The sequence below is a fragment of the Colwellia sp. NW0002-52-1 genome, from assembly GCF_057550865.1.
This window is the reverse complement of sequence record NZ_BAAJLU010000008.1, coordinates 51,939-77,721: the sequence shown is the minus strand read 5'-3', so window position 1 is coordinate 77,721 and position 25,783 is coordinate 51,939. Positions and strand designations below refer to the sequence as shown.

21 protein-coding genes are annotated in these 25,783 nt (G+C 35.6%); 8 read left to right on the top strand and 13 right to left on the bottom strand.

The window, feature by feature from the left end; all coding sequences use genetic code 11:
- Positions 1 to 10: 10 nt before the first annotated feature.
- Positions 11 to 1,189, bottom strand: a complete 1,179-nt coding sequence (locus AC27H3_RS09885) for a cation:proton antiporter (RefSeq protein ID WP_487105817.1) — start codon at positions 1,187 to 1,189, stop codon at positions 11 to 13.
- Between the two features lie 259 nt (positions 1,190 to 1,448).
- Here AC27H3_RS09885 and AC27H3_RS09880 point away from each other — a divergent pair, with 259 nt between their 5' ends.
- The 3 genes from AC27H3_RS09880 to AC27H3_RS09870 are packed head-to-tail and all read left to right on the top strand — an operon-like array spanning position 1,449 to position 7,493.
- Positions 1,449 to 3,227 (top strand): autotransporter assembly complex protein TamA, encoded by a 1,779-nt coding sequence (locus tag AC27H3_RS09880; RefSeq protein WP_487105815.1) that lies wholly within the window; start codon positions 1,449 to 1,451, stop codon positions 3,225 to 3,227.
- Complete coding sequence (locus AC27H3_RS09875; RefSeq protein ID WP_487105813.1) at positions 3,224 to 6,985, top strand: translocation/assembly module TamB domain-containing protein; 3,762 nt, start codon at positions 3,224 to 3,226, stop codon at positions 6,983 to 6,985. The genes AC27H3_RS09880 and AC27H3_RS09875 overlap by 4 nt, the downstream gene beginning before the upstream one ends.
- 22 nt (positions 6,986 to 7,007) lie before the next feature.
- Positions 7,008 to 7,493: a hypothetical protein gene (locus tag AC27H3_RS09870; RefSeq protein WP_487105811.1), complete on the top strand. Its 486-nt coding sequence runs from the start codon at positions 7,008 to 7,010 to the stop codon at positions 7,491 to 7,493.
- Between the two features lie 145 nt (positions 7,494 to 7,638).
- Here the strand turns inward: AC27H3_RS09870 and AC27H3_RS09865 are convergent, their stop codons facing one another.
- A complete protein-coding gene (locus AC27H3_RS09865; protein ID WP_487105809.1) occupies positions 7,639 to 8,478 on the bottom strand; it encodes a universal stress protein in 840 nt (279 codons plus the stop codon).
- A gap of 266 nt (positions 8,479 to 8,744) precedes the next feature.
- Between AC27H3_RS09865 and AC27H3_RS09860 the strand changes: the two genes are divergently transcribed.
- Both AC27H3_RS09860 and AC27H3_RS09855 read left to right on the top strand, forming a co-directional pair.
- A complete protein-coding gene (locus AC27H3_RS09860; protein ID WP_487105807.1) occupies positions 8,745 to 9,533 on the top strand; it encodes a DUF432 domain-containing protein in 789 nt (262 codons plus the stop codon).
- A gap of 14 nt (positions 9,534 to 9,547) precedes the next feature.
- Positions 9,548 to 10,459, top strand: coding sequence for a mechanosensitive ion channel family protein (locus tag AC27H3_RS09855; RefSeq protein WP_487105805.1), 912 nt, complete (start codon positions 9,548 to 9,550; stop codon positions 10,457 to 10,459).
- Between the two features lie 216 nt (positions 10,460 to 10,675).
- Here the strand turns inward: AC27H3_RS09855 and AC27H3_RS09850 are convergent, their stop codons facing one another.
- The 7 genes from AC27H3_RS09850 to AC27H3_RS09820 form a co-directional block, all read right to left on the bottom strand.
- Entirely contained in the window at positions 10,676 to 11,170 is a 495-nt protein-coding gene (locus AC27H3_RS09850; protein WP_487105803.1) for a group I truncated hemoglobin, read from the bottom strand.
- Positions 11,170 to 12,003, bottom strand: coding sequence for a DUF3034 family protein (locus AC27H3_RS09845; protein WP_487105801.1), 834 nt, complete (start codon positions 12,001 to 12,003; stop codon positions 11,170 to 11,172). The genes AC27H3_RS09850 and AC27H3_RS09845 overlap by 1 nt, the downstream gene beginning before the upstream one ends.
- Positions 11,996 to 14,314 carry a putative bifunctional diguanylate cyclase/phosphodiesterase gene (locus tag AC27H3_RS09840; RefSeq protein WP_487105799.1) on the bottom strand — a complete coding sequence of 773 codons (2,319 nt, stop codon included), beginning with the start codon at positions 14,312 to 14,314 and terminating at the stop codon, positions 11,996 to 11,998. Before AC27H3_RS09840 ends, AC27H3_RS09845 begins: the two co-directional genes overlap by 8 nt.
- Positions 14,304 to 14,972, bottom strand: coding sequence for a methylamine utilization protein (locus tag AC27H3_RS09835; protein WP_487105797.1), 669 nt, complete (start codon positions 14,970 to 14,972; stop codon positions 14,304 to 14,306). Before AC27H3_RS09835 ends, AC27H3_RS09840 begins: the two co-directional genes overlap by 11 nt.
- A gap of 189 nt (positions 14,973 to 15,161) precedes the next feature.
- The gene (locus AC27H3_RS09830; protein ID WP_487105795.1) at positions 15,162 to 16,862 is read right to left on the bottom strand and encodes a putative bifunctional diguanylate cyclase/phosphodiesterase; all 1,701 of its coding nucleotides are present in this window, start codon (positions 16,860 to 16,862) and stop codon (positions 15,162 to 15,164) included.
- Between the two features lie 42 nt (positions 16,863 to 16,904).
- Positions 16,905 to 17,330: a response regulator gene (locus AC27H3_RS09825; RefSeq protein WP_487105793.1), complete on the bottom strand. Its 426-nt coding sequence runs from the start codon at positions 17,328 to 17,330 to the stop codon at positions 16,905 to 16,907.
- 20 nt (positions 17,331 to 17,350) lie between these two features.
- Entirely contained in the window at positions 17,351 to 19,129 is a 1,779-nt protein-coding gene (locus tag AC27H3_RS09820) for a CHASE domain-containing protein (RefSeq protein ID WP_487105791.1), read from the bottom strand.
- A 508-nt stretch (positions 19,130 to 19,637) separates the two neighbouring features.
- Here AC27H3_RS09820 and AC27H3_RS09815 point away from each other — a divergent pair.
- Positions 19,638 to 20,273: an MlaC/ttg2D family ABC transporter substrate-binding protein gene (locus AC27H3_RS09815; RefSeq protein WP_487105789.1), complete on the top strand. Its 636-nt coding sequence runs from the start codon at positions 19,638 to 19,640 to the stop codon at positions 20,271 to 20,273.
- A gap of 225 nt (positions 20,274 to 20,498) precedes the next feature.
- Positions 20,499 to 21,176: a mechanosensitive ion channel family protein gene (locus tag AC27H3_RS09810; RefSeq protein WP_487105787.1), complete on the top strand. Its 678-nt coding sequence runs from the start codon at positions 20,499 to 20,501 to the stop codon at positions 21,174 to 21,176.
- A gap of 263 nt (positions 21,177 to 21,439) precedes the next feature.
- Here AC27H3_RS09810 and AC27H3_RS09805 read toward each other — a convergent pair whose 3' ends face one another.
- Genes AC27H3_RS09805 through rimK form a run of 4 tightly spaced genes read right to left on the bottom strand, consistent with a single transcriptional unit; the run spans position 21,440 to position 24,734 of the window.
- On the bottom strand, positions 21,440 to 22,327 hold the full coding sequence (locus tag AC27H3_RS09805) for a mechanosensitive ion channel family protein (RefSeq protein ID WP_487105785.1): 888 nt from the start codon (positions 22,325 to 22,327) through the stop codon (positions 21,440 to 21,442).
- Between the two features lie 27 nt (positions 22,328 to 22,354).
- On the bottom strand, positions 22,355 to 22,786 hold the full coding sequence (locus AC27H3_RS09800; RefSeq protein WP_487105783.1) for an ATP-dependent zinc protease family protein: 432 nt from the start codon (positions 22,784 to 22,786) through the stop codon (positions 22,355 to 22,357).
- Positions 22,787 to 22,800: 14 nt separating this feature from the next.
- Positions 22,801 to 23,823 (bottom strand): succinylglutamate desuccinylase/aspartoacylase family protein, encoded by a 1,023-nt coding sequence (locus AC27H3_RS09795; protein ID WP_487105781.1) that lies wholly within the window; start codon positions 23,821 to 23,823, stop codon positions 22,801 to 22,803.
- Between the two features lie 5 nt (positions 23,824 to 23,828).
- Positions 23,829 to 24,734, bottom strand: coding sequence for a 30S ribosomal protein S6--L-glutamate ligase (gene rimK / locus AC27H3_RS09790; RefSeq protein WP_487105779.1), 906 nt, complete (start codon positions 24,732 to 24,734; stop codon positions 23,829 to 23,831).
- Positions 24,735 to 24,872: 138 nt separating this feature from the next.
- On the opposite strand from rimK, the gene AC27H3_RS09785 reads away from it, so the two are divergent.
- Positions 24,873 to 25,718, top strand: a complete 846-nt coding sequence (locus tag AC27H3_RS09785; protein ID WP_487105777.1) for a LysR family transcriptional regulator — start codon at positions 24,873 to 24,875, stop codon at positions 25,716 to 25,718.
- Positions 25,719 to 25,783 lie beyond the last annotated feature (65 nt).

The following is a 25,783-nucleotide window of genomic DNA, read 5'->3' as shown; positions in this document are numbered from 1 at the left end:
AAGTGATAATTTAAACTGAAGTTTTTGTCGCATTGTCATCGAATTTCAACCATTTATTACTCATGCTTATCCAAATTGGACTTGTGAGTAATGACAGCGATATAACACATAAGGCTAATTGGTAGCCATATTCATTGATAATACTTGCTTGATGACCAACGGCTGCAAGCACAAAACTAAACTCACCAATTTGAGACAACAACACGCCAGCATAAAGACTTTCTTTCCAACTAAATTTTGACAGCTTTAAAATAATGGCATTGATAAATATGTTAGTAATTAATGCTGCCATAACTAACATTGCGGTTTGTTGCCAATGGCTAATTAAAAAGCTAACGTCTAGCAACATACCAACCGAAACAAAAAACAGCGCAACAAATAGCACTCTAAATGAATCTAAAGTGCGATGTACCCATAGTGTTTCTTTAGCTGCACCGACAAGCATACCACCAATAAATGCTCCCAAAGCGGTTGAAAGTTCAAACCAAGCGGTGATCATTGCTAAGCCAAAACAAACACCTAAAGCAGCGAATAACTGTAATTCATGATCTCCCTTTAACCACTTTGACAGCGGTAAATGCACTTGTTTTCGAGTGATAACAAAGGCGAACAGTGCGATTGCGAATAGGGTACCAACGCCTTGTTTTACCAATTGTACATTGTCGATATTACCGGCACCAAGCAAGCCAATAATAATTAACATGGGAATAATAGCTAAATCTTGAGCTAGTAATATTCCAAGTGCACTTTGTCCTAAGCGAGATGAAAGCATGCCATTATCTTGTAATAATTTGATAACAATTGCGGTGCTACTAAGACTAATAACAAACCCTATTAAAACTATTCTAGCTAAGCTCCAGTCAAACCAGTGGCCTAACAGCCATACGCAACCCACACTTAGTAAAATTTGCATTAACGTTCCGAAAATTATTAATTTCCAGTTTTGTACCAGTTTATGAATATCGGTTTCCATACCAACGAAAAATAGTAGCAGCACTACGCCTGCAGTGCCTAAACGTGAAATACTTTCCGTGTCGGTTACTAAACCAAAGCCCCATGGGCCAATAAAAATACCAGCGATTAAGTAAGCTACCACATGAGGTTGACGAAAAAATTTTAGGATAAAACCCAACAATAATATAAAGAAAATAGCGCCCACCGCTTGAGGTAAAAATGGGTCCATATGCATAGTTGTTAACCTTTTAAAGATATGACATAAAACTAAGTGAAAATGTAAACAATATATTGTTACTTGAAATTTATAAAGTATTGATAAAACAAAATAGAAAAAGTGTTGTTTTAACGTTAGTGTAAACTACTTTATTTTATTACATCGTGAATTTATTGGATTCGGGCTAAATGTTAATTAATTAATGATCTCATGAGATAAAGTCGTCATAATTATCTCCGTTTTTCGTTATCAGCAGTTAATTAAGCATGGAAAAATATTGAAATATCTGAACTATCCATACAAAAACCAACTTATTTATTCTTTGTTAGCCTTACTTTTTCTGGTGCTACCCACAAAAGCATGGTCTGCAGACTCTGCTGATAAGCTAGGCACGCCGCTCAATATTATTGGTGTTGAAACCGCTTATAAAACGAATATATTTCGTAGTTTAAGTAGTAACGAAAACATTATCCCTTTATCTTTACTTGGGTTTCCTCAATCAGACAATTATATTTTAAATAAGGCACGAAATGCATTGCAGGCTTTGGGCTATTACCAACCGGCTTTAACCCTAATAGAAGATCAAAAAGGCAAAACCTTAACCATTGATCTTAAGCAACCTGTGCTTTGGCATAGCAGTAGTATTGTGCTTAAGTGCGAAAATGAAAATGAAGTCATGTCTCAGCTTATTACCAAACACCCGTTTATTAAAGGAAAAATTGTAAATCATAGTGATTACAGTCAGTTTAAATCAAAGGTACAACGTCAAGCACAAGAATTAGGTTTATTAGATACTACCTTCACCAAAAGTGCTTTAAATGTTGATATAGCTAACCAACAAGCGAATGTTGATTGGGGGATTAACTGTGGTGCTCGTTATACTATTAAAAATATTACCATTGAAGGGACCGTTTTATCTCATGATTTGGTTAATAGTTATTCAACCATTCACCAAGGCGATGCCTATAACCAGTTAGATATTATCGCTAGTCAGCAGGCACTCAATCGTTCAGGCTTTTTTAAGTCTGTGGTTGTTGACCAAACTGTGGATCATGTAACCAAAACTGTTGATGTTAATCTGTCAATACTCGATACCGAAAAATATGAGCTCAAAACCTTATTAGGTTATGGCACTGACACTGGAGGAAAATTAGGTGTTAGTTGGCGTAATAGAAGAGTAAATAGTAAAGCGCATCAATATGTTGCTTCAATCGACTTTAATAGAATCAAGTTAGATGATGCTGACTTTAATGCTGCATTTCAGTATCAAATACCATTAGAAAAGGCCAGTAGCCAGTGGATAAATCAAGTAAGTTATCAGGAAAAAGACGAGGAAATTGGTCGCAGTAAAATTTTTACTTTAGAGTCAGTAGTCATCAATAAACTTAATCCGCACTGGACAAGTCAATGGTCTGTCGCTATGGCTCAAGAAAAATTAGAGTCTGAGGCTGATGTTAATCAAAGCTTAAAATATATCGTACCGTCATGGCAGCTTACTTATTACAGTGTTACCGACCCCTTTACGGCAGTTGAAGGTTGGCGTTGGCAAAGTACTATGCGCTTTAGCAGCGAGCAACTTAGTGATCCTGACATCAGCTTTTTACAAACCGATCAAAAGGTAAAACGTATCTGGTCATTAAATGATGATTGGCGGTTATTGCTGCGCGCTCGTGTTGGCACAACATTAATGGATACTGAAGACTTTAATCGCTCAATGCCATCTACTTATCGTTTTTTTGCCGGTGGTGATGTATCTGTAAGAGGTTATAAGCATCAAAGCCTATCTCCTACAGATAATGAAGTATCTATCGGGGGTAAGCATATATTAAGCTCTGGGTTAGAGGTTGATTATTTGTTTTATGAAAGTTTTCGTTGGGCAATATTTACCGACCAAGGTAATGCCTTCAATGATTGGAAAGACTTTGAGATACAAAAGTCAGTTGGCACAGGTTTAAGATGGGTAACGCCGATAGGTGCTATTCGACTTGATATAGCTAAGGCACTTGATGGCAATAAAGCATGGCGCTTTCATATCACCATAGGCCCAGATCTATGAAGCAATTTAACAAGAAAGCCATATTGAGAGGGTTTAGCCTAGCAGTAACGTTACTCGTTAGTATATTGTTAATGGCACTAACCTGGTTCTATACCACAGAATCAGGTTTACAGTGGTTAGTTAATCGTACAGCACAATTTCATCCGCCAGCACTGAAAATAGGTAAGGTTAGTGGCACACTTAGCTCGACAGTTTATTTAACTGAGCTCGAATGGCAAGCAGAAAAAACAAAAATACAAGTTGAAGATATTGCTGTAGATTGTCAGTGGTTATATTTACTTGATCGCGCCCTTACTTGCGATAACATCAGCACTACTCGCCTAGATGTAATGAACGCCACTGAAGAAAAAACAGCAAAGTCTGATGTAAACTTACCGGTACTTAATGCGGTAGAATTTCCCATTGATGTAAACATTAAGCAAGTTAGTATTGCAAAAATTGTTTATAGCGCAAATTCAGCTGAAATAAGCCAAAGCAACAATCAATCGCCTTCTGAGCAACCGCAATATGTTGTTAATCAGCTTAATATTAAAAAAATAGCCTTAGCGGGTAGCAAAGCAAGTGTTGGTGCCTTGGCTCTCAATTATGACGAACACCTTGTATCGGTAGCGGGCAATATCGATATGCGAAAAAAATGGCAACATCAACTTGCTATCAATATACAAGGACCAAAACTTTCAGCGAGTGCAAAATCAAAAGGGCACCTAACTGCTTCGTCAACATTAGCCATACAATTAAAAGTACCTAATCAGTTGTTAGTTTCTGCCGAGTGGTATTACGATCAAGGACTATTTTTAAAAAATGGCAATATAACGGCAGAGAAGCAGCAAGTTGCATTATCTAACGAAAATATTGCTATCGATTATATAAAGGGCGATTTCGCACTAACTTGGCCAAAATTTAACGCTAATGTGCAATCAAAAGCTACTTGGCAAGCATTAGAGCCGATTAGCATTACCGTTAATACGCAACTTGAAGATGTGCTTAAATGGAGCACGAACGCCAATGCTAAACTGGCAATAAAAAGTGAGCTTAAAGACGCGCAAATAGCGGCATCACTACAGCAAGTTTTTCCTGATGCAATTAATAACCAAGAAGTAAGCGAAAAGCCATCATGGCCAGTATCTGCCAATCTTGAAATGAACGTTAATCAAGGCTTGTTAACTTTTAAGAGTAATAACATTAAATTAGCTGAATTGACTGCGAAAGTGCAGGGCGAGTTAAGTATTGATAATCCAACCGCTAATAACTTATGGTTTAATGGTAAAGTTGAAGGTCGTTCATTAGACCTAAATAACATGCTACAAGTGGCTAACATCAAAGCCGATTGGCAAATAAAAAAACAAAATGCTAACTGGCTTATTGCCAGTAAAGGTAAAGTTGAGCAACTGGCTGTCGAAAATTTTGACGGTAAAAATATTGAGTGGTCCTTAGATTTTGGCAAAAATTGGTTGGCCAAATTCACAGCAGATTCACTAAAGGTTAATGACAATACTATTGAACTTGCCTCATTAAACTTCTCAGGTTTACCAGAAAAACACCTGATGCGACTAAGTGCTAACTTAGCAGAAAATACCGCGGTAAATTTAAATTTTAACGGTGAACTTTTACAAAACAATAGCCAAAACTTAAACCTTGATAGTGATTTTTCGAACGCCGTTTGGCAGATTAATCAGCTCGAATTTCAAGCTATAAATCAGCAAGAGAAACTTTTAATCGCCACCGAACAATTACAGTTAAGCAAAGATAAACAACGGATTAAAAATTTATGCCTCAGTGGTGACGGTAAAATGTGTATTAATGCCGAAAATAGCGCCCAGCAATGGTCGGCCAATTTATTCTTCGAGCAATGGAAAATGTCGCCAGTTTTTAAGCAAATTAAAGCTTGGCAATCAATATTACTTACCAGCTCTAATCAAACATTACAAAATCTTGAAGGTACGGTTAATGGTACTTTGTCAGTTACAGGGCAAGCAAAAAATCTTAAAAATATTGCTGCAGATATAACCATACCAAACATTAAGTGGCAGTCAGCACAAGCACAAGTACAAGCAGATAACTTTACCATTAATACCAAAATGAAAAAGCAAGATATTGCACTTGTTACTCAATGGAACAGCATTAATACACAGATAATTTTGCCGCAATCGCAAACGGAAGTTGTTATGCCCGAGGGGCAGGTTTTGCTAACAATAACACCTGATTTTAAGGTTGATTACGATCTGGAACAAACGGATATTGCATTAAACATTCCAGATAGCAAAATCAAAGCTGATAGCCAATTCTCCAAACACTTAATCACGGTGTCTAAGTTTAAACTGCAAGGCCAGTGGCAGCAAAATAAGCTTAATTCACAATTACATATTCGTTTACCTGGCGATGATGAAATTAAAGCTAAATTAAATAGTGATTGGCCATTAATAGATTCTGCCAAGATAAATGGTGACTTAGCACTCAACATGAAAGAGTTTGGCTGGCTCAAGCAATGGCAAAAAGGTTTAGATAAAATTGACCTTAATTTAGAACAAAATTTTACCGTAGCAGGAACTCTACAAATACCGGTAATTGAAGGTTCAGGAGCGCTTGCTATAAAGCATTTAATTATTGATGAGTATGGCTTAGACATTCGTAACAGCAATATTAAAATAACGAGCCAGCAGGACAGTATTATATTGATAGGTGAATTACAAAATCCTCAGGGTTCGCTCATCATTGCAGGTGATGCTAAATTATCTACGCCGATGAAAGCTAATTTAAGCATTGAAGGGCAACAAGTTACGCTAGTTAATAATAATGAGAATAAATTAATTGTATCGCCTCAATTATCAGCCAAGTATTTGAATAATCACTTAAGTGTTACCGGTAACTTGGTGGTTGATCAAGCAGATATCAAAGTAGCTTCTTTACCAAAACCTGCCATCAGTGTTTCAGAAGACCAAATTATTATTGATGAAAAAGAGCAAATAACGAAAGATTCACCGTTCGACTATGATATATCGCTGACTTTATCTGCTGGCGATAATGTTAAAGTCAGCGGTTTTGGCTTATCAAGTGAAATACAAGGTAAATTGTCTTCAACGTTAAAAACCGGGCAAGCATTAACACTCAATGGCCGCTTAGATTTAAAAGATGGTAAATTTGAAGCTTACAAACAAACGTTAACCATAGAGCAAGGACAACTGTTATTTTTAGGGACAGCTGCAAATCCGAGCATTCAGTTTCGTGCTATTCGAATGGTTGACGACATTAAAGTGGGTATAATTGCTGACGGTACAATACAAAAGCCGCGTTTAACATTGTTTTCAGAGCCAACAATGGCGGAAGAAAATGTTTTATCGTTATTGATCACAGGCAGAAATTTAGATTCTTTATCACAGCAAGAAGGCAATGCCTTAACAAGTGCGGCCATCAGTTTAGGTGTAGATAGTGCAAATAAACTAGTACAAAAAATAGGCAGCAAGCTTGGCTTGAAAGATATCGCCTTTACCAGCAAAAGTGGCACTAATGGCAATGGCACGCGTGTTGATATTGCGGCTAAAATCAATGATCGTTTGAATGTTGGCTATGGTACAAATATCGACGCTGAAAGTGGCGTACAAGCCGGTTGGAGTATAGAGTACAAGCTCTCGCCAAATATCTCTTTTGAAGCGATAAGTGGAGAAGAAATAAGTGCTAATATTAACTACAAAAAACAGTTTTCTTCAACAAAAGATAAAAGTACTCAAAAAGATAACAAAGATCCAAAAGAGCAAGAATAACTAAATAAAAAATAAGGTATTTATGTCCGAAGGTATAACAAAATTAGATGAGTCTACTTCAGAAGTTTTAACAGCAACGGTGAGTATTTCCAAACGCCACCCTTTAATCAGTTGGTTATTAGCCATTTTACTTGTAGTGCTTGGCGTATACCTTTCTATTATAGAATATGCCGGACTTGAATGGCTTACTCGCAGTGGTTGTTTGATTGCTGTGTTGGGTGTTTGGTCAGGGTTAGGCGGCATAATACAAGAAAGGGTTTTAATTGGTCGACTTAATTTTCAACATCGAATTACACTTGCGCGTGCTAAAAGGAAGTTACGAAGATTGAAAGTATCAAGTGAGAATATGGAAAGCGAAATACAAAGTATTGAAGATGACTTCGAAGAAAAAACGGAAAAAATACTTCAAGCCGTTCGGTTGCAGCTTGGTATTCTTGAAGTTTCATTGCTTATAACTGGTACCTTATTATGGGGCTTTGGCGATTTATTTTTTATTGTGAATAGATAAAAATAACATAATGATTAACTGGGAAGATACCAAACTAAATACCTAGCAATAAGCCAAACAAGCATCTTATAAAGTCAAAAAGTCTAACGTTAATTGCGCAATCTAATGCATGCAAAATTAATCGTTAGACACAAAAGCAATATATTTACGGAGTATTAATTAATACTAAATCACAGGTTTGGTGGCTAAGTAAAGCTGATATAGTTGAACCATTAAGCCATTTATCAAACAAACTATGCTCTCTACAACCCAATACGATTAAATCGACCTTGTTTTCGTCTGCATAAGCTAACAGTGCATCTTCAGGGGTGCCTCTAACAAATGTTAATGAACTCTTTGGGCAGTTTATTGTTTTAGCAAAACTATATATTTGCTCTTTATGCAATGCTTCTATTTGTCTTTCGTATTCGATCGCTAATGGGGGTATATGAATAACATGCAGCAGGTAAGGGGCATCTTGTTCTGCCGGCGTATTCCAACGTCGCATAAAATCAACCACTTTAATATCAGACTTGTTTTCTTCATCATCTTCATGAAAAGGGTCAATGGCACCAAGGGCTTTTCCGTCTGAAAACCATCTTTCTTGATTGATGATAAATACGGTACTTTTATTTTTACTGATATGTTGATTATCAGCAGACGTAAGGCCAGATTTAGAGCGAATAATAACGATTGGGTCAAGTTTATGTGAGTTGCTTTTAACCTCTTTTGACCAATACTTTTCTCTACAGTGATAAATACTACTGGTGGGGAAGTGCTTTCTGATTTTCAGTTTTATTTGTTGAACTTTATCATCATGGCTTGCTTGTATACCGCTAGAGATATTAGCAAGCTCATCTGTAAAATAACGTCGATCAAATAACTTTTGATGATGATGTAAATACCAAACAACATTTGCTGAAAGTTTATTCTGAAGCGCAGTTACTTTCGAAAGCGTTGCGTGAGTAATTTCTAAGTCTGACAAAACAATATGCAAAGTTGTCATGAAATTTTCCTTTGAAGAAATAAAAGATTAATAGCGATAAAGGCCAGTTAATAAGCGGTGTTGGGTATATACACAAGTGACTTAAGATAGCATAATCTATCAATATAGAAAGCGATTGTTATAACCACTAAATTTATTCTCAGGGCTAAATTATTAACGTCTGTGATATTGAAAGTCGTGTTTTTACCTAGTTCGTTAATAATCCTCGTTTCCAGGCACTATAAGTGTCAGTAAACTAACAAAACTTTAAAGTAGAGAAGTGTAAAATGGCAGATAATGCTTGGTGGGGGGAATTTTCATTCAGCCTCAAACAACAACGTTGTTGGCGACTGGGTGAAAGGTCAATAGTATTACAACGGTTTGAAAACGAGTGGAATAGCTGGAATTTAGAATCAGATATTGAAAATGACGAAGCTATGTTTTTTGGTGAGTTGGAAGAAAACTGTTGCTTTGAGCAAGCTAAATTTGGTCGGTATTTACAACAGAACACTTCAGAAAAGGTACAAGTTTTACCTTTACTTGCCGATCGCTCTGTTGTGGCTAGGCCCGATACACCGTTAACGTTACTTGCTGGCGAAAAAGCGCGTTTGTATGTAAGTACACCTGTTTGGTTTTCGGCTAAGCTATTACCTAAAGGTGAAAAACTGCTAGATTTACCTTTTTGGCGACCATCAGATTCATGGTTTGGCCCGTCAACCCGAGTAGGGCAAATTTGCTATGCAAAATATACAGCGGCGCGTATTCAGCTCTCAAATATAGATAAAAGGGCGCATAGAGCGATCACACCTATTAGCGTTATTAACAATCATAGTGAATCGTTAACTATAGAGCGTATTAACGTCCCCGTTACCTTATTACACTTATATGCCGATGAAGAAAATCAGCTCTGGACAACTGGAATATCGGTACATCGTGGTAGTCATATAGATAATGTTGAGTTACACCTAGATAAACATGCACCAATTGAGGCGGTATCGTCAATTTTGGTTAGCAGTCCAAGAGTAGCGAGTGACAAAAGTATATTAATACGAAGTATTAGTAGTTTATTTGCTTAATAAAGAGAAATATTGTGAATGATATTATAGCGTTTATTGAACTTCTTAAAGCCTCACCATTATTTGCCCTATGTAAGGCGCTTTTGCTGTTTATTATAGGTTTTATAATTGCAAGATTAATCAGTTCAGCCGTGGTTAGAGTAGCAAAACATAAAATGACCGCACATGGGCAGTTATTTTTAAAAAGGTCGATTTTTTATAGCATTTTAGTCTTAGTGACTGTTTCAGCATTAGATAATATTGGTATTGATCTTAGTATTTTATTAGGCGCGGCAGGTATTTTTACTGTGGCACTTGGTTTTGCTTCTCAAACCTCGGCTTCTAATCTTATTAGTGGCTTATTTTTGATGATCGAGCGCCCATTTTCTATTACTGATGTCATTAAAGTAAATGACATCACCGGAGAGGTCATTTCGATCGATTTACTGTCCGTTAAGTTACGTACCTTTGACAATTTGTTTGTTCGTATTCCAAATGAAAGCATGATCAAAAGCGCGGTAACAACCTTAACCAAATACCCAATACGTCGAGCTGATTTAAAAATTGGTATTGCTTATAAAGAAGATATAGAGAAAGTACGTAAAATATTAATTGATATAGCGTCAAAAAATTTAATTTGCCTTGAAGAGCCAGCGCCTGTTTTTATCTTAACCGGCTTTGGTAGCTCGTCAATTGATATTCAATTTTCAGTTTGGTCGAGGCGAGAGAACTTTCTAGCATTGAAAAACAGTATGTATACCGAGATTAAAATTGCCTTTGATCAACAAGGCATTGAAATTCCATTTCCGCATGTGAGCTTATATGCAGGAGCCGCAACAGCACCATTTCCATTATCGACTATGGTGAGTGGTGATAATAAGCCTTTAAATACTCATGTTGCTGAAAACAATGCTGCTGAAAAGAATGATGATGAGCAAAAAATTTAAAAATGTCAGCTAGATACTGTTAGTGATGGATAATAGAATTATTCGTTGATTCGCTAGCTTGTGTTTGGCGTTAGGCCAGATAGCATGAGCTAACCCAAGCTAGCGATAAATTGAATGACATTCTAAAGCACTATATCTAATACCAAATGTAATAAGTTACTGACCAATTTTAAGCGAGAAATGATCGATTATTTATTTCAGTTGGTATGACTCACTTTACATCTTTATGATGCTTTCCCTGAGCGGGGCGAGCCTTGCTAATAATTGGTTTTGTATTGGGTAACTAATATTTGATGCTTCCATTGCGGCGATAAACAACTCTACAAAGTGATTAAATTGGTTAGTATCGATATGCATGCCTTTATGTATATCTTGCATAGTATCGCCATTATACTTGCATGGCCCGTCTGTTATGTTACATAAATATATCGACAATTTTTCTTTAAAATGAGTTACATTACTTTGAGCAAAGTGTGAAAAAACAACATTATCTTGTCCTATGATATTTACTAAATTATTGATAATGTTATCAATAGCAGGCTTTTGGCCTATTTTTTGATAGAGACTGGCATTGCTACTATTATTTTTACTACTTTCAGGTGACGCGCATGCGGCACAGCCGAGTAATATCAGTAACATGAGATATTGAGTTACTTTTCGCATGCCCATTTCCACATCAGCTTTGATTTTATTATTTATTTTACGCTTCATTATAGATACCACATAGTCGATAAATACCAGCCAGTTTGTTTGTCAATGGCGGCTATACTTCCCAAGTCAACATAAGCTAAAGTAACGCTCAAATGTTTATTTGGAAACCAGGCAACAAAAATATCTTTCCAATGGTTTTCACCTAAACCTAAGTTATCGGGCTTTTGCCTATATTCAACCCCGATTGCTAAATGTCTATCTAATAAAATTGCCGTTGATGCTTCTAATTGAATCTTAGCTTTTTCATTAGCACCGCCAAAGCCTAGCAAACCTATTTGGTTAGCTTTAGTGTGCCTTGCAGTAATGTTCCACAACCAGTTATAGCCGTTAATAAAACCTAAATGCAACTTGCTGGCGGCAATATATACATCAGTACCAGAATCTTTTTCTGCGCCAAGTGCAAAAGCAACATCGCTTGTTTTTAAACTTTTTGATTGAATGCCTAGGCTAATTTGCGGCATTGAGGTATACACCAAATCACCAAATAAATTAATTTTCGCACCAATAATAGTTTGTTTTAAGTCTAGTTTAAGAGGATTAACCTCAAAGGTTTGCTTGGCATAAGACAATTCAATTCTGTCATAAAAATTTGCTTGAACACCACAACTATCTAAAGAGAAATCTTTAACCGTTACCCGACTACAAGCGGCACTTGCTGAGATACTTTCTTCAGTAGCATAACCGGCTAATTGTGCCCAAGGTACAATACCGCCACCGCCCGAGCCTTCAATTTGAAACACTCCCGGTGTGGCAAGAATTTTTCCTTCAGCTAAACAATTAACCGAGAAAACTGTAAAAAAACATGCGTAAAATATTGAGGTAAATTTATTCATAATCATTTAACCATAGAAGTAAGTCTGCAGATTTAACTGGCCGCGAAAGAAAGTAACCCTGAATGTGATTACATTTCATGGTTTTAAGCATATCTAAAGAGGCTTTATTTTCAACACCTTCTGCTACTACACTTAAGCCGAGTTGATGACTTAACTCGATAGTAGACTTTACAATAAATTGATCTTTTTCTGATGTATCGAGTTCAAGTATAAATGCCTTATCAATTTTTAATTCATCAATAGGTAATTGTTTTAATTTACCTAATGAAGATTGACCTATACCGTAATCATCAACAGAGATTTGTATACCGGTTTTTTTTAAATGCTTAAGTCTACTGACCACTAAATCTTCATTAGTCATAATATCACGCTCTGTTATTTCTAATGTGATTAGGTCAGGGTCAATATTATATTGCGAAATTTTTTCGAACACATAATCGATAAAGTCTGGATGAGAAATATCTTGTGCTGATATATTAATTGCTACTTTCAACCTTATATTGTTTGCAAGCCAGGCTTGTTGTTGCTTAAGCACAGTATTAATAACCCAATGGGTGAGTTTTATAATAAGTCCTGATTGCTCGGCTAAATGAATAAACAGTTCAGGCGAAACAAACTGGCCGTCAGACTTTATCCAACGAATTAATGACTCTACTTTTTCTATTTTACCGTTTTCTAAATTTAACTTAGGTTGATAGACCATAAACAACTCATCGCTATCACGTTTCATTGTCTCCCTAAGTTCTTCAAGTAAATTCAACCTTTCTAGGTAAGCTTCATCTTCACCTTCTTTATAAGCCCTAATAGAAGTGTTTTCTGATCTTGCAGCTTCCAAGGCTATTGCTGTTCTTCTAACAACCTCTTTCGCATTACTGCTTTGTTCCGGGAAAGAACAGGTACCAATACGATAATTTAAATTTAACCACAAGTTGTTAACTTGTAACGGTGCACGTAACTGAGTTAAAAAGTGCTCAACTAAATCTTCATAGCTATCGTCATGAGCTAGTTTAATGACCAAACAAAACTCAGTGCCAGAAAAACGACCGACCATTAATGTCTTATCGGGGTAAATACTTTTAGTGCGCTGAGCAATAGCCTTAAGTGCGCCATCGCCAATACCAGAGCCTAAACTGTCATTTATACGCTTAAAATGTCGAACATTTATTACCATAACCACCAAAGATGAATAGGTAGAGTTATCATGACCGGCAATTTGTTTTGCAAGTAAATCAAGTAATGTTGAACGATTATAAACATCGGTTAAAACATCATGTTTAGCTTGATAATTAATTTCACTTTCACGTTGTTCTATTTTTTGGCCCATTTTAATAAAGCTGTTATACACGTGGGTAACTTCTAAACTGCCCTGAGAAAGCATTTCTTTGTGCTCATAATTACCTTGAGAAAACTTACGTGTTAAACGTGTTAACTGATATAACGGTTTAGTAAGGTTTCGAGCAATAAAACTACAAGCGATGGCTGTAATGCTAATAATTAATAGTGATATTAATAATGTAATCAGTACCAACTTATCGAGCTCATTATAGCTTGGCGTTAAATCAACAGAAAGTTGGGCAATATATTCACTTCCTTGAGTATTCGTAAACACAATGAGTTTATTCTCGTAAATTTTTCTTTCAAAAAATAACCAGCTTTTATCGGTTTCTTTAAAATGTTTACTATGAGCTGAGTCAGGATGCTGTAATGTTGAAATAATAAGTTCGTCTTGATAGAGAAAACTTACCTCAATGGCCATAAGCCTCTTTAATTCGTTAACAAAAGCTTGATCTATTTGAAAACCAATAATGGAATAAGCTATGGTTCTTGGTGCCTGTACAGGCAAAATTATGAGTTGATAGAGTTTATTATCAAGCAACATTAATTGTGTTTTATTTAAATTTTGTTTAGTTGTGGTTAAATTTTCTATAATAGTAGAATCAAGGTTAATTTGACGATTGCTAGATGAAATAATGCTGCCGTTTAAATCACTTAATATCATCAAACTCGCATTAATTCGGGAGCTGTGGTTTTCTAACACACTTGAAATGGTTGCCTTATCTCGCGTGGCTACGGCTTGCTTAAAACCAAAGTCTGCTGTTAATACTTTTGATGCAGTAAAAAGTAACTCTTCTTTCGCTTTTAAATACTCTATAAGAACATTTTCAGCGCTGGTTGTTCTTTGATCTATTTGTTCGCTGTGAGCGGAAATAGATTTCCAAATAAAAACAGCCAGTAAACTTGTTACCGTTAAGATAACAAGTGACACGCCTAATAGCGTAATTTGTTGGCGTAGAGAAGCTTTACTCGCCATTATTGGGCTTAAATATTGTTTGGAATGTATTACGAGGCTCAGGTAACTCCACAACTAGGTTAATTACAAACGAGTCGGTACTGTTTGTTTTTCTAGATAAGTTATCGTACGCAATATTTTTTACACTGGTTACTGAGCTAGAATGCCAAACATTAACACTTTCGTATTTAATACCATCTTCTAAAGTCGCTTTACCTTGCTCATCGGTCATTAGTACGTATTTTGAAGCCGCAATGTAGATATAGCCAACCATAGAGTCATGAATGTTACAGCCTAAAACGGCTACACCAGCTTTGTTAAATTGTAATGGTGCTTCAGGGCGACCAGAGTATAGTTTTAATTCGAAGGGGTTTACTGAAGAGAATGAATAAACATGATGTCTAATATTATCGCTATTAGGGAAGTCAACAAAGTCACCTTGTTGAACAACTAAAACATCCGGCTTAAAGAGTTTATCAACCTGATCCATAATTAACGTATTAGGCTTAGCACCTGGCTTTGATATTGGCTTTGGTGTCGGATTAATAAATTCTAAAACAGCATTTTTAACCGGTAAACCTTGTTGATCAAGCACCAAATATGAGTCGGCAAATGATTGCGCGCTTAGTGTAAATAAAGAAAGTGCCAATGCCGAAGTTTTCAAAAAGCGATTTTTCATAATTTCCTTTAAATAACTATTTATTGAAGTTTAAATAAGTAATTTCTTTATACTTATTGGAACATTAAATCAATTGCTTAGCATAGTTTATATGTGATTTTAGCTTACGTTCAGATTATGATTTTATAACACTTAATGCAAATATAAAGTCACTTAATGTTGCAGCAACAAAACCTAATCAGTTATTGGTTAAGCTGTAGACTTAAAATAATGTTGTTCGATACCTTTAACATCTAACGGTTTTGAAAAATAGTAACCTTGTGCCCGGTGAATATTAAGTTGCTGACAAAGCTGTAGAGCTTGTTCGTTCTCTATACCTTCTGCTACGATATTGAGCGTTAAAGAATGAAGCATTGCAGCTAGGCCTTTAATTAATGCCTGTGTTTTTTCCTCTCTAGCAGCCATGATTAATGACTTATCAATTTTCACTGTACTAATTGGAAAGTTTTGTAAATGCGAAACGGAGGAAAACCCACTACCAAAATCATCTAGCGCGATACTACAGCCCAACTCGCTAATAGACTCTAAAGTTGTAATCGCTTGTTTGCTGTTTTCAAGCAAGGTAGTTTCGGTAAGTTCAAACTCAATAAGTTTTGGGTTTACATGGTACTTTCTTAGGGCATCTTTGATAAATTGCACTAAATTTCTATCTGATAATTGCACGCTAGATAAGTTTATCGCTATTATATAGTTTTTTCTTTCGCGTAAATTCCAAATTGATAATTGATATATTGCTTGTTCAATAACCCAACGTCCAATGTCAATAATGACACGAGAACATTCTGCAATAGTTATAAAGTCGTCAGGGTAAAGTAGTTCGTCTTGAAATTCCCATCTTATTAGGGCCTCAAAACCCGTAATATTTGATGTTGCGGTTTCAAATATAGGTTGATAGTGCAAGACAAACTCATTGCGTACAACTGCGCCAATTAAATTAGCTTCTACTTGATAACGTTGAAGAAACTGCTCTTGCATTTCATCTTCAAAATAACAAATCTGATTTCTACCCAGCTTTTTAGAGCGATACATTGCAATGTCTGCATGTTTAAGTAATTCATTAGCATTCAAGGTACTATCGGGATAAATAGCGATGCCGATACTCGCGGTCATATTTATTACGACCCCTGAAATGTTAAAGGGCTCGTCAAGACTGTTGAGAATTCTTTTAGTTACCCGAGTGGCGTTATCAATGGTTTGCAAGTTACTTAAAATAATTGCAAATTCGTCGCCACCTAAACGTGCAAAAACTTCATTTCCTCGCAAACAATCACTAACTCTTTGAGATACTTGTATTAATATTTCATCACCAACATGATGGCCGTAATTGTCGTTAATAAATTTGAAGTTATCTAAATCAAAAAGTGTCAAGGCTAACTTAGTATTATCTCGAGCTTTTTGTAATATATTTAATTGTAATGCTTCTTCAAATGAATAGCGGTTATACAAGCCTGTTAATGTGTCATGTTCGGCTAATTTTTTTGTTTCTTGATAACTAATGTGCAGCTTTTTTTCTAATTCGAATCGTGCTTGTGCTTGAACGATTGCGCGCTTTAATCTGGAGGTTGAAACTTCATTTTTCAAAAGAAAATCTTGAGCGCCTGCTTTAACACATTCTAAGGCTAATTCAGTTTCTTCAGAGTTACTTAACATTATTACAGCAACATTTATGTCTGACGACACATTACGCAGCTCTAATAAAAGTTCGATACCATCGCGTTTAGGCATGCGATAATCAAGCAAAATGACATCAAACGTATGCTCCGAGAGTACAATTAATGCCTGGTCTACTGATTCGGTTTCAACAAAATTAAAATGGCTAGTTGATTGATTTAATGTGCGTTTGATACTCTCTCTATCAACAATATCATCATCAACTATCAAAATATTCACGTGTTAAATTCCTTGTTAATGCCTTTTATGTAACGTTTAAACTTAATTTTCCGGGAAGTGTACTATTTTCCAGTAACCTTTAAGCATTTTTACTATATCTAAAAAGCCTTCACCCACTTGCTCTTTAATAAAATAGCCTGCAATATTTTTTTTATAACTTGCTGTTATGTCTTCATCGGATTTAGAGGTGGTTAATACAAATACCGTACTTTGTGCAAGTTTGGGATCTTCTCTTATTTCTTCTAAGAACTCTATGCCATTGAGTCGGGGCATTTGTAAATCGAGTAAAATAATATAGGGTGAAGGTACAGCACCACTTCTTAAAAGCTCTAGGCCTTCAAGTCCGTCGTTAGCTCTAATAATTTTATTGCTTATATACATTTTTTTAAAAGCGCGAGTTATTGACATTGCATCAATGTCATCATCTTCAATGAGAAGTAGTGTTACTTCCTTTTGCTTTTCACTCATCTTGTTCACTTACCTTGCAATTAATTTTTAATTTCTGATGTAATTGGCCATAAAATAATTATGGTAGTGCCACGTACACCATCAGATTCTATGGTTAAACTACCACCGTAATGCTCTACAGTTTTCTTCGATAAAGATAGCCCCATGCCGCTGCCTTCTACTTTATCTCGTGGGCGTAGGGTTTGAAACATTTCAACGGCTTTATCAAACAGTTCGCGAGGAATACCTGGCCCGTCGTCTTGAACACTAATTTTATGCATATCGTCCACCGCTTCATAGTGTATTTGAATATGGCCATCAGGTTTGTCGTGATGTTTAATTGCATTTGAAATTAAATTACGAAATACGACTTCTATTGGTGTTCTAGGTAACAGCAAAACTTGCTTCTCAACGGAAAGTTTAAAAGTTTCAGGGTGATCTAATAAATTAAATATATCATTCGAGATTGATTGTAAATCTAGGGGGGTAGCCTTGAATTCGTGTCGACCAATTCGAGCATAGTCGAGTAAATCGTCTAATAATTTATTCATCCGTTCACTGCGATTATTCAACAACTTTAAATGTTCTTTAGAGCTATCAGGTAATATGCTTTCACAATCCTCGCTTATCCAGCTGACTAGTTTTCTCATGGCGTTTAATGGTGATTTTAAGTCGTGAGAAGCTACATAGGCAAATTGTTCAAGATCTTGATTTGACTTGAGTAATCGGGTTGTTTTAATTTTTAATTCACGTGTGATTTCGTCAGCATAGATAAGCGCTTGTTTGTTAGATCTTGACAGCACAATAAATAGCGCGAGTAATAAAAGATCAATAACAACACCACCAGCCAAGATAAAGTAGGGCTGATTAGCGCCCGAAGCATGTCGAAAATTTAAGTTTGAGTTAATGGTTACGTGCCATATTCTACCATAAAAATCTACATCGATTATTTTAGTAAATAGTGGTTGGGGGTCAATTCTGTCAGCCAGAGTGTTATTCATATCGCTATAGAGAGATTGGCCAGCATCGGTAATTTTCAAACTTACATGGCGTCGATCTACTGCAAGTGTTCCAGAGATAAGCTTCGACATAATAAAAGGGGCATAAGCTACACCTTCGATCGCAGCTTGGCGTTCACTCACTGTATTATGACTCATACCTTTTTTATAAAAGGGTGCGTAAAAAAGAAAACCAGGCGTTTTTTTAGCATCTTGTACTAACGTAATAGGGCCAGTTAACTGGGCAATGCCAGTGTCTCTTGCTTTTTTAACGCCAAGATACCTGTTACCTTCAAACGCCACATCAAGTCCAACAGCTTGCTTGTTAGATACCAGAGGCTCTATAAAAGTAATAGGCCAAAGTTCAGAGGTATTATGTGATGGGTGTACGATAAAGTCAGGGCGATCTTTTTTATGTTTTTCTATAAAACTTAATCTTTGTTCTTTGGTTATATTATAAATAATACCTAAACCATTAATACCAGGGTAGGTTTTATCAATGCGTAAACTGTTCGCATAGTTCTGCCATTGTTGATTATTTATTTCATCGTCGCTGGCATCTATATATGCAACCGCACCCCACAATGCGTGTTCGTATAATTGCATTCTTTCCTTAACAAGCTCAACAACTTGCAAAGATTCGCGTTCAAAACGTTCAGATATTCTTTTATTAACTTGTTCTGATGCAATGTACCATGCACCAACGGTTAATATTGATGAAAGCGCTAAGATTAGCCAATGAACACCATGAAAACGGCTAGAATCAATTAACTTTTGTCGTTCAATGTCGGCATGTGTGGCTTCAGTTGTTTCATTGTTCATTAAAAATCTCTAAAGGTAGTGGTTAAACATTTAATAAATCAATCTACTCCTGATAAAAAACATAAACAGGCCGCGATGGTTTTTAATGGTAATTAAACTAACTATATCATTAAGATAATATAAAAATATTATTTTTCCTAAGGTTTTGATTCTAATTGTAGTTTAAGAGTACTAATTGTGTTTTTTTCGTTTGAAAAATGTACAGGTAATGTACTTGTTTTATTTTAATTTACTTAAACGTAATATACGAACACATAAGAAACAAGGATCAAACCGGTTAAAAAATTTATAAATTTATCATGAGCATGGCCGTTAAAATAGCTAAATAATGTAAGGCAAGATACCCAATACTTTATTGTGAATATTTTTCAGATTGAAATAAACAGTAAAATTATTTATCTCACGATGATTAATGAATTAATTTGATTAACTTAAATAAATTAAAGCGTTTGCTAGCTTGAAACTAATCATTATAATTATCACTATATTTTATTAATTGAGCACAAAAATGAAAACCAAAAAGGCGTTCAACACCAATTTACTGAGTGTTGTCATAATTACGATGGTATTATTAATTTCAGCAACGGTTTTTGCATCAGAAGACAATGCGAAAGTTAAAGTTAAAAGTGTTTTTACTGCTATTGAGTCATCGTTAATTAAACTTAAAACAACAGGCACTTTAACTAAGGCCAATATCAGAGGTGTTTTAAGTCAATATTTATTGCCTGAGGTTGATACACGCTATTTTACCTACAAAGTACTCAATAAAAATATGGCTAAAGTGCCAGATGAATTGAAAGCCGCTTTTGTTTCAGAGTTAACTCTTCAACTTATTAATACCTATAGTAATCTTTTAACTGCTTATAATAATGAAGTGATAAATATTGGCCAAAGTACACTGTCTAAAAGCGGTAAAATGGCCATGGTAGATATTACTATTGTAGGCAAGAGCAAAACCAATAAAGCCGTGGTTAAACTTATGTTGTCAAATGATAGTAATTGGCTTTTTTTTGATATTGAAGTTGAAGGCATAAGTTTATTGCAAACAAAGCAAGCAGAAATAAATGCCAGCTTTACTAAATTAGGTGTTGAAGGAACTTTATCCCACTTACAAAAAATTAATCAAAAAGTGCTTGAAGAGTAGAAATGGGCTTAACTGAACTAATCGGTATTTCGATACCAAAGTTAATATCAGCCAAACTAACATAAGGTTATTATTATTTTTTACATTGATACAGTTGTTAAATTTTTACTTGAGTATAAATTTATTCTTACACTATTGTTTATTATCGCCTTTTATAGCTTTAAGGCGCTAACAATCAAGGTAATAAAAAGAAAATCTAAAAAGAGCAAAAGATTAAAAATTAACATGGTTAATAATGTATTTACTTTATTAGTCATTATTTTTATTTTTAATCTTTGGTCAGTTGAAATACAAAAATTTGCTTTTTCAATCGCCGCGTTTATTGTCGCAATTGTGTTGGCAACGAGAGAGTTTATTCAATGCTTCATTGGCTTTGTTTATATTTTAACAAGCCGACCATTTCGTATTGGGGATTGGGTGCAGGTTGGTAAGCATTATGGCGAAGTCCATTCAAATGACTGGGCAAAACTAACCCTACTAGAGGTAAATAAACATGATTACCAATATACAGGTAAAACTTTGTATGTACCTAACAGCCAGTTAATTACTACGGTTATTAAGAACTTAAACTTTTTAAAACGCTATGCTATGCATCATTTTACAATAGTGCGCGATGACAGTGTTAACCCATTTGTGTTTATTGATACCTTGCATGAAAAAGCCAATATGTATTGTATTGAGTTTAAAGAAGTTGCGGTTAGGTATAATCAATTAATAGAAAATAGATTAGATATTAAAATTGCAGGACCAGAGCCTCATATTCAAATATCAACGTCTGATCTGGGTGATACTCAAATCGAGTTTTCTATTTTTTGCCCAACAGAAAAGGCCTTAGGTATAGAACAAAAACTAACAGCTGATTTTATGAAGCTGTGGTTCGACAATAAAAAATCGGGCGAGTGATGCTTTAAAATAGCTGTGCAATTAAATGCTAACTAATTGATATCAAGTGATAAGAGTGTTTAATTAGTTGAATTTTTTTAAAAGTAGAAGTAGAAGTAGAAGTAAAAGTGAAAAGTAAAATTAAGTGCTAAATATACGTATTTCCCTTTACTAGGTTCAAGTGCATTAGGGCTGTTCTAATCAACATCTGTAATCAAACACAATATAAAAATGCCCCTGTAACAGTTTTTTGTTACAGGGGCATTTTTTGTCGAATTAATAAATCAATCTGTTTTTCGTTCTGCTTTTAGTAATTGTAATGAACCATCAATATGAATATCGCGTTGAGGGTAGGCTACTACAATATCGTTTTGTTCAAATAACTCTTCTAAACGAAATCTGACATTACTTTTTGCAACTCTTAAACCTGTTTCTGCACGTGAACTTATCCAAAAGGTTACTTGAAACATTAATGCATTGTCGCCAAAATCGTCAAAAGTAACTAAAGGTTTAGGATCGGTAAGTGCTTCCTCTTGTTCAGTAGTGGCTTGCATAATTAAATCTGCTACTTTTTTCGCAGGCGAGCCATAAGCAACACCAACGCTGACTGAACATCGAACAAATTGGTCGACTAAGGTCCAATTCACCACCGTATTTTCAAGAAGTTTACTATTAGGAATTAATAAATGAACACCATCAATACGCTTAATGCGGGTTGAGCGAGTGTTAATTTCTTCTACTAAACCCTTCGTATCTTCAACTTCTAAAAAATCACCTATACGAATAGGGCGTTCCCACATTAATATCCAACCACTGATAAAGTTATTGATAATATTTTGGGCACCAAAACCAAAACCAATCGCAATAGCGCCAGATAAAAACGCAAAAGCAGCAATGGGCACATTCATAAAATCGAGTATGCTAATAATAATAACCGCTATCGCTATAACGAATAAAATTCGCTCGACTAAATGAATGACATTTGGATCGGTTTTTTTCTTTCTTAGACGCTTACTAATTAACTTAATTAGCCACTTACTTAATAACAAACCTGTAATGATTAACAAAGGAATAAAAAGTATGTCACCCAATGTAATTTGTTGATCCGATACTTTAATTACATTGAAAGTTAGTAATGCAGTTATGTGCTCTAATATTTCTTCAAATGTCATATTTACACCTCAATAAATTGTAATAAGTTAAGAACTTACAAATACTTTTGATGGATCAACCAGAAACCTTTTACCGATAGCTTCTCTACCAAATAACATTAAGTAGCTCATGTCTGAACGGTCAGTTAAGGTTATTTCAATTGACCAATTAATATCACCCAATTGCACTTCCGTTAAGATAACATAACGTTGTTCTGAGGTACCGTTTGAAGATTTCACCCTTCTGATATCATGTATTGGTGACTCACAAGAGACAATTTCTTCTACATTGTAAACATCAGGGTGCAAGTCAAACTTGACCATTATTTTGCCATTTTTTTTGAATTTAACAATATTGTCAACGTGGAGCGAAGACGTTTTCGCTCCGGTGTCTACTCGTACCTGTATGTCTGATATTGCTAACTCAGGTAGCGAAATTGTTTCTAAACGTCCAATGATGGCTTTCTGTTTTGTTGTCATATTAGGTTACCTTTTTACATACTACTTTGCGGAAGAAGGTTGTCTTGAACACTCTCTATTTGCGCAGAGATATGCTTATCATCTTCTTCAAAGTACGCAACATGAAACATAGCTTCGCCTTCTTGTACCAAAGGTATATTCTGTTGACCAATTAATATGCCTGATCTACTCGCTTTAACTACGTCTAAAATATCACCATAAGGGCTACCAATTTCAGCTAAAACATCGCCTTTTTTAATTTGGTCACCTAACTTAACACGATGATTTACAATACCACTGGCATTAGCTCTTAGCCATTGACTACTATTAGCAACAAAGGGTTCTACTGCCTTTTTACGCGATGTTGAAGATTTACGCATGCCTAAATGTTTCAAAACGTTTGTAATGCCTTTCATGCCTGCACGAATTGAAAATTCATCAAAACGCAGAGCTTCGCCGGCTTCGTAAAGTAGTACTTTAGTTTTATGTTTTACAGCTGCTTCTCTTAATGAGCCATCAATAATGTTTGAATTCAACACTACCGGTACACCAAAAACTAAAGCTAATTCTTTTGTTTCTTCACAAGACAAATCTGCACGAATTTGCGGTAAATTTGAGCGATGAATTGCACCTGTGTGTAGATCAATACCGTAATCACAATGCTTTACTATTTCATTAAGAAAAATATGTGCTACACGACCTGCTAAAGAACCTTTTGCAGAACCAGGAAAGCAACGGTTTAAGTCACGACGATCAGGCATGTAACGGCTTTGGTTTACAACACCGTAAACATTTACCATAGGCACCGCTATTACAGTTCCTCGAGTGATCTTAAACTTTTTCTCGCTGATTAATCGACGAATAATTTCAATACCATTTAATTCATCGCCATGCACCGCGGCGCTAATAAAAATTGTTGGCCCCGGCTTTTTTGCTCGAATAATATGAACAGGTAATGATACATTAGCATCGGTATATAACTTGGCTACAGGCAAGTCAATTTTGCGCTGTTCGCCGGGTAATATTTCAAACTCACCTATTTTTAAAATATCTTTCATGCCTATTATCCTTTACCACGAGTTTTGTTGCTGTGTGGTTTAGCATTCTTCTCTAAAAACTCAAAAACCATACCGGCAACATTTTTACCTGTTGCTTTTTCAATGCCTTCTAAGCCTGGTGAAGAGTTAACTTCCATTACCATTGGGCCATTTTGTGAGCGTAATAAATCAACACCACACATATTTAGACCCATTGCTTTTGCTGCCATAATTGCCGTGTCACGCTCTGCTTTTGATAATTTAACCACTTCAGCACTACCACCGCGATGCAAATTAGAACGGAACTCGCCTTCAGCGCCTTGGCGTTTCATTGCAGCAACAACTTTACCGCCAATAACTAAACAACGAATATCAGCACCACCAGCTTCTTTAATAAACTCTTGTACTAAAATGTTGGCTTTTAAACCCATAAACGCTTCGATAATCGCTTCTGCAGCTTTTGCTGTATCAGCCAAAACTACGCCAATACCTTGAGTACCTTCTAATAGTTTAATAACAACAGGTGCGCCACCAACGTTTTTAATTAAGTCTTTCGCGTTATCAGGCTTGCTAGCAAAACCCGTACGTGGCATACCTATACCTTTGCGAGACAATAACTGTAATGAGCGCAATTTATCGCGTGAGCGGCTGATCGCCACAGATTCATTAATGTTGAATGTCCCCATCATTTCAAATTGGCGAGCAACAGCAGTACCGTAAAAGGTAACCGAAGCACCAATACGTGGAATAATGGCATCGTACATAGGTAACTCTTTACCGTGATAACGTACTTTAGAGTTACTGCTAGTGATATCCATATAACAATGTAAAGTGTCAATAACATCAACTTCATGGCCCATTGCTTCGCCGGCTTCTTTTAAGCGTTTAGTTGAGTAAAGGTTTTTATTTCTTGATAAAATTGCAACTTTCATATTTATTTGTCCGATTATTTTCACTTTTATAAATAAAGTGAGGTAAATGTGTAAGTAAAGTGTATAGTCAAACTTTAAAATAATAAAACGCAATATTTTGACTGGTTTAATCAAAAAAAATGATTAGAGAGGGTTTTTATGAAATTTGAATTATTAACAACGTTTTTAGAAGTGAGTCGAACATTACACTTTAGGGTTGCCTCTGAAAATCTTTTTATTACTCAGTCAGCGGTAAGTGCCAGAATTAAGCTACTAGAAGATGACTTAGGCGTACTACTTTTTGATCGTACTCATAAGCATTTAAAATTAACCAGAGAAGGCCATCGATTAATTAAACATGCCAATGAATTACTCTTCATGTGGCAAAAGACTAAACATGATGTGGGTGTAGCTGAGCACGATGCCATGCAGCTTGCTATCGGTTCAATGAACTCTATATGGGATATTGTTTTACAGGGCTGGTTACAAAAAATTCATCGTAATTTAGACACGGTGAGTTTATTTACCAGCACTTATTCTCCTATGGAATTAAGAAAAAGCGTGATTAACCGTACTGTAGATATTGCGTTTTTATTCGAACCGCCATTTATCGAAGATTTAGTGACAGAAAAAGTATCAACTGTGCCTTTACATTTAGTCACTACCGATCCGGATTACCTAGAAGATGCACAAGCTGAAGATTATATCATGGTAGATTATGGTGAATCGGTAAACTCCTTACACTTGCGAGAATCTCAAGATGCAGCACCAGCTAAACACTTTATGAGTCAACCGCGTATTGCCTTAAATTATATCTTACAAGCAGGTGGCAGTGCACACCTACCAAGGCAAATGACTTTTGAACACGTTGAGGCGGGTAAATTATTTATTGTCGAAAGTGCACCTGTTTATCAAAGAGAAATATTTGCTGTGTATTTAGCGAAAAGCCAAAAAACAGATGTGATCAAACAAGTTATTGGCTTATTTCCACATTTAGTGGTTTAAGTGCCGTATTTACTAATCAATTTAATGATTTTATTGTAAACAAAAGTGATGTTAACCTATTGTTA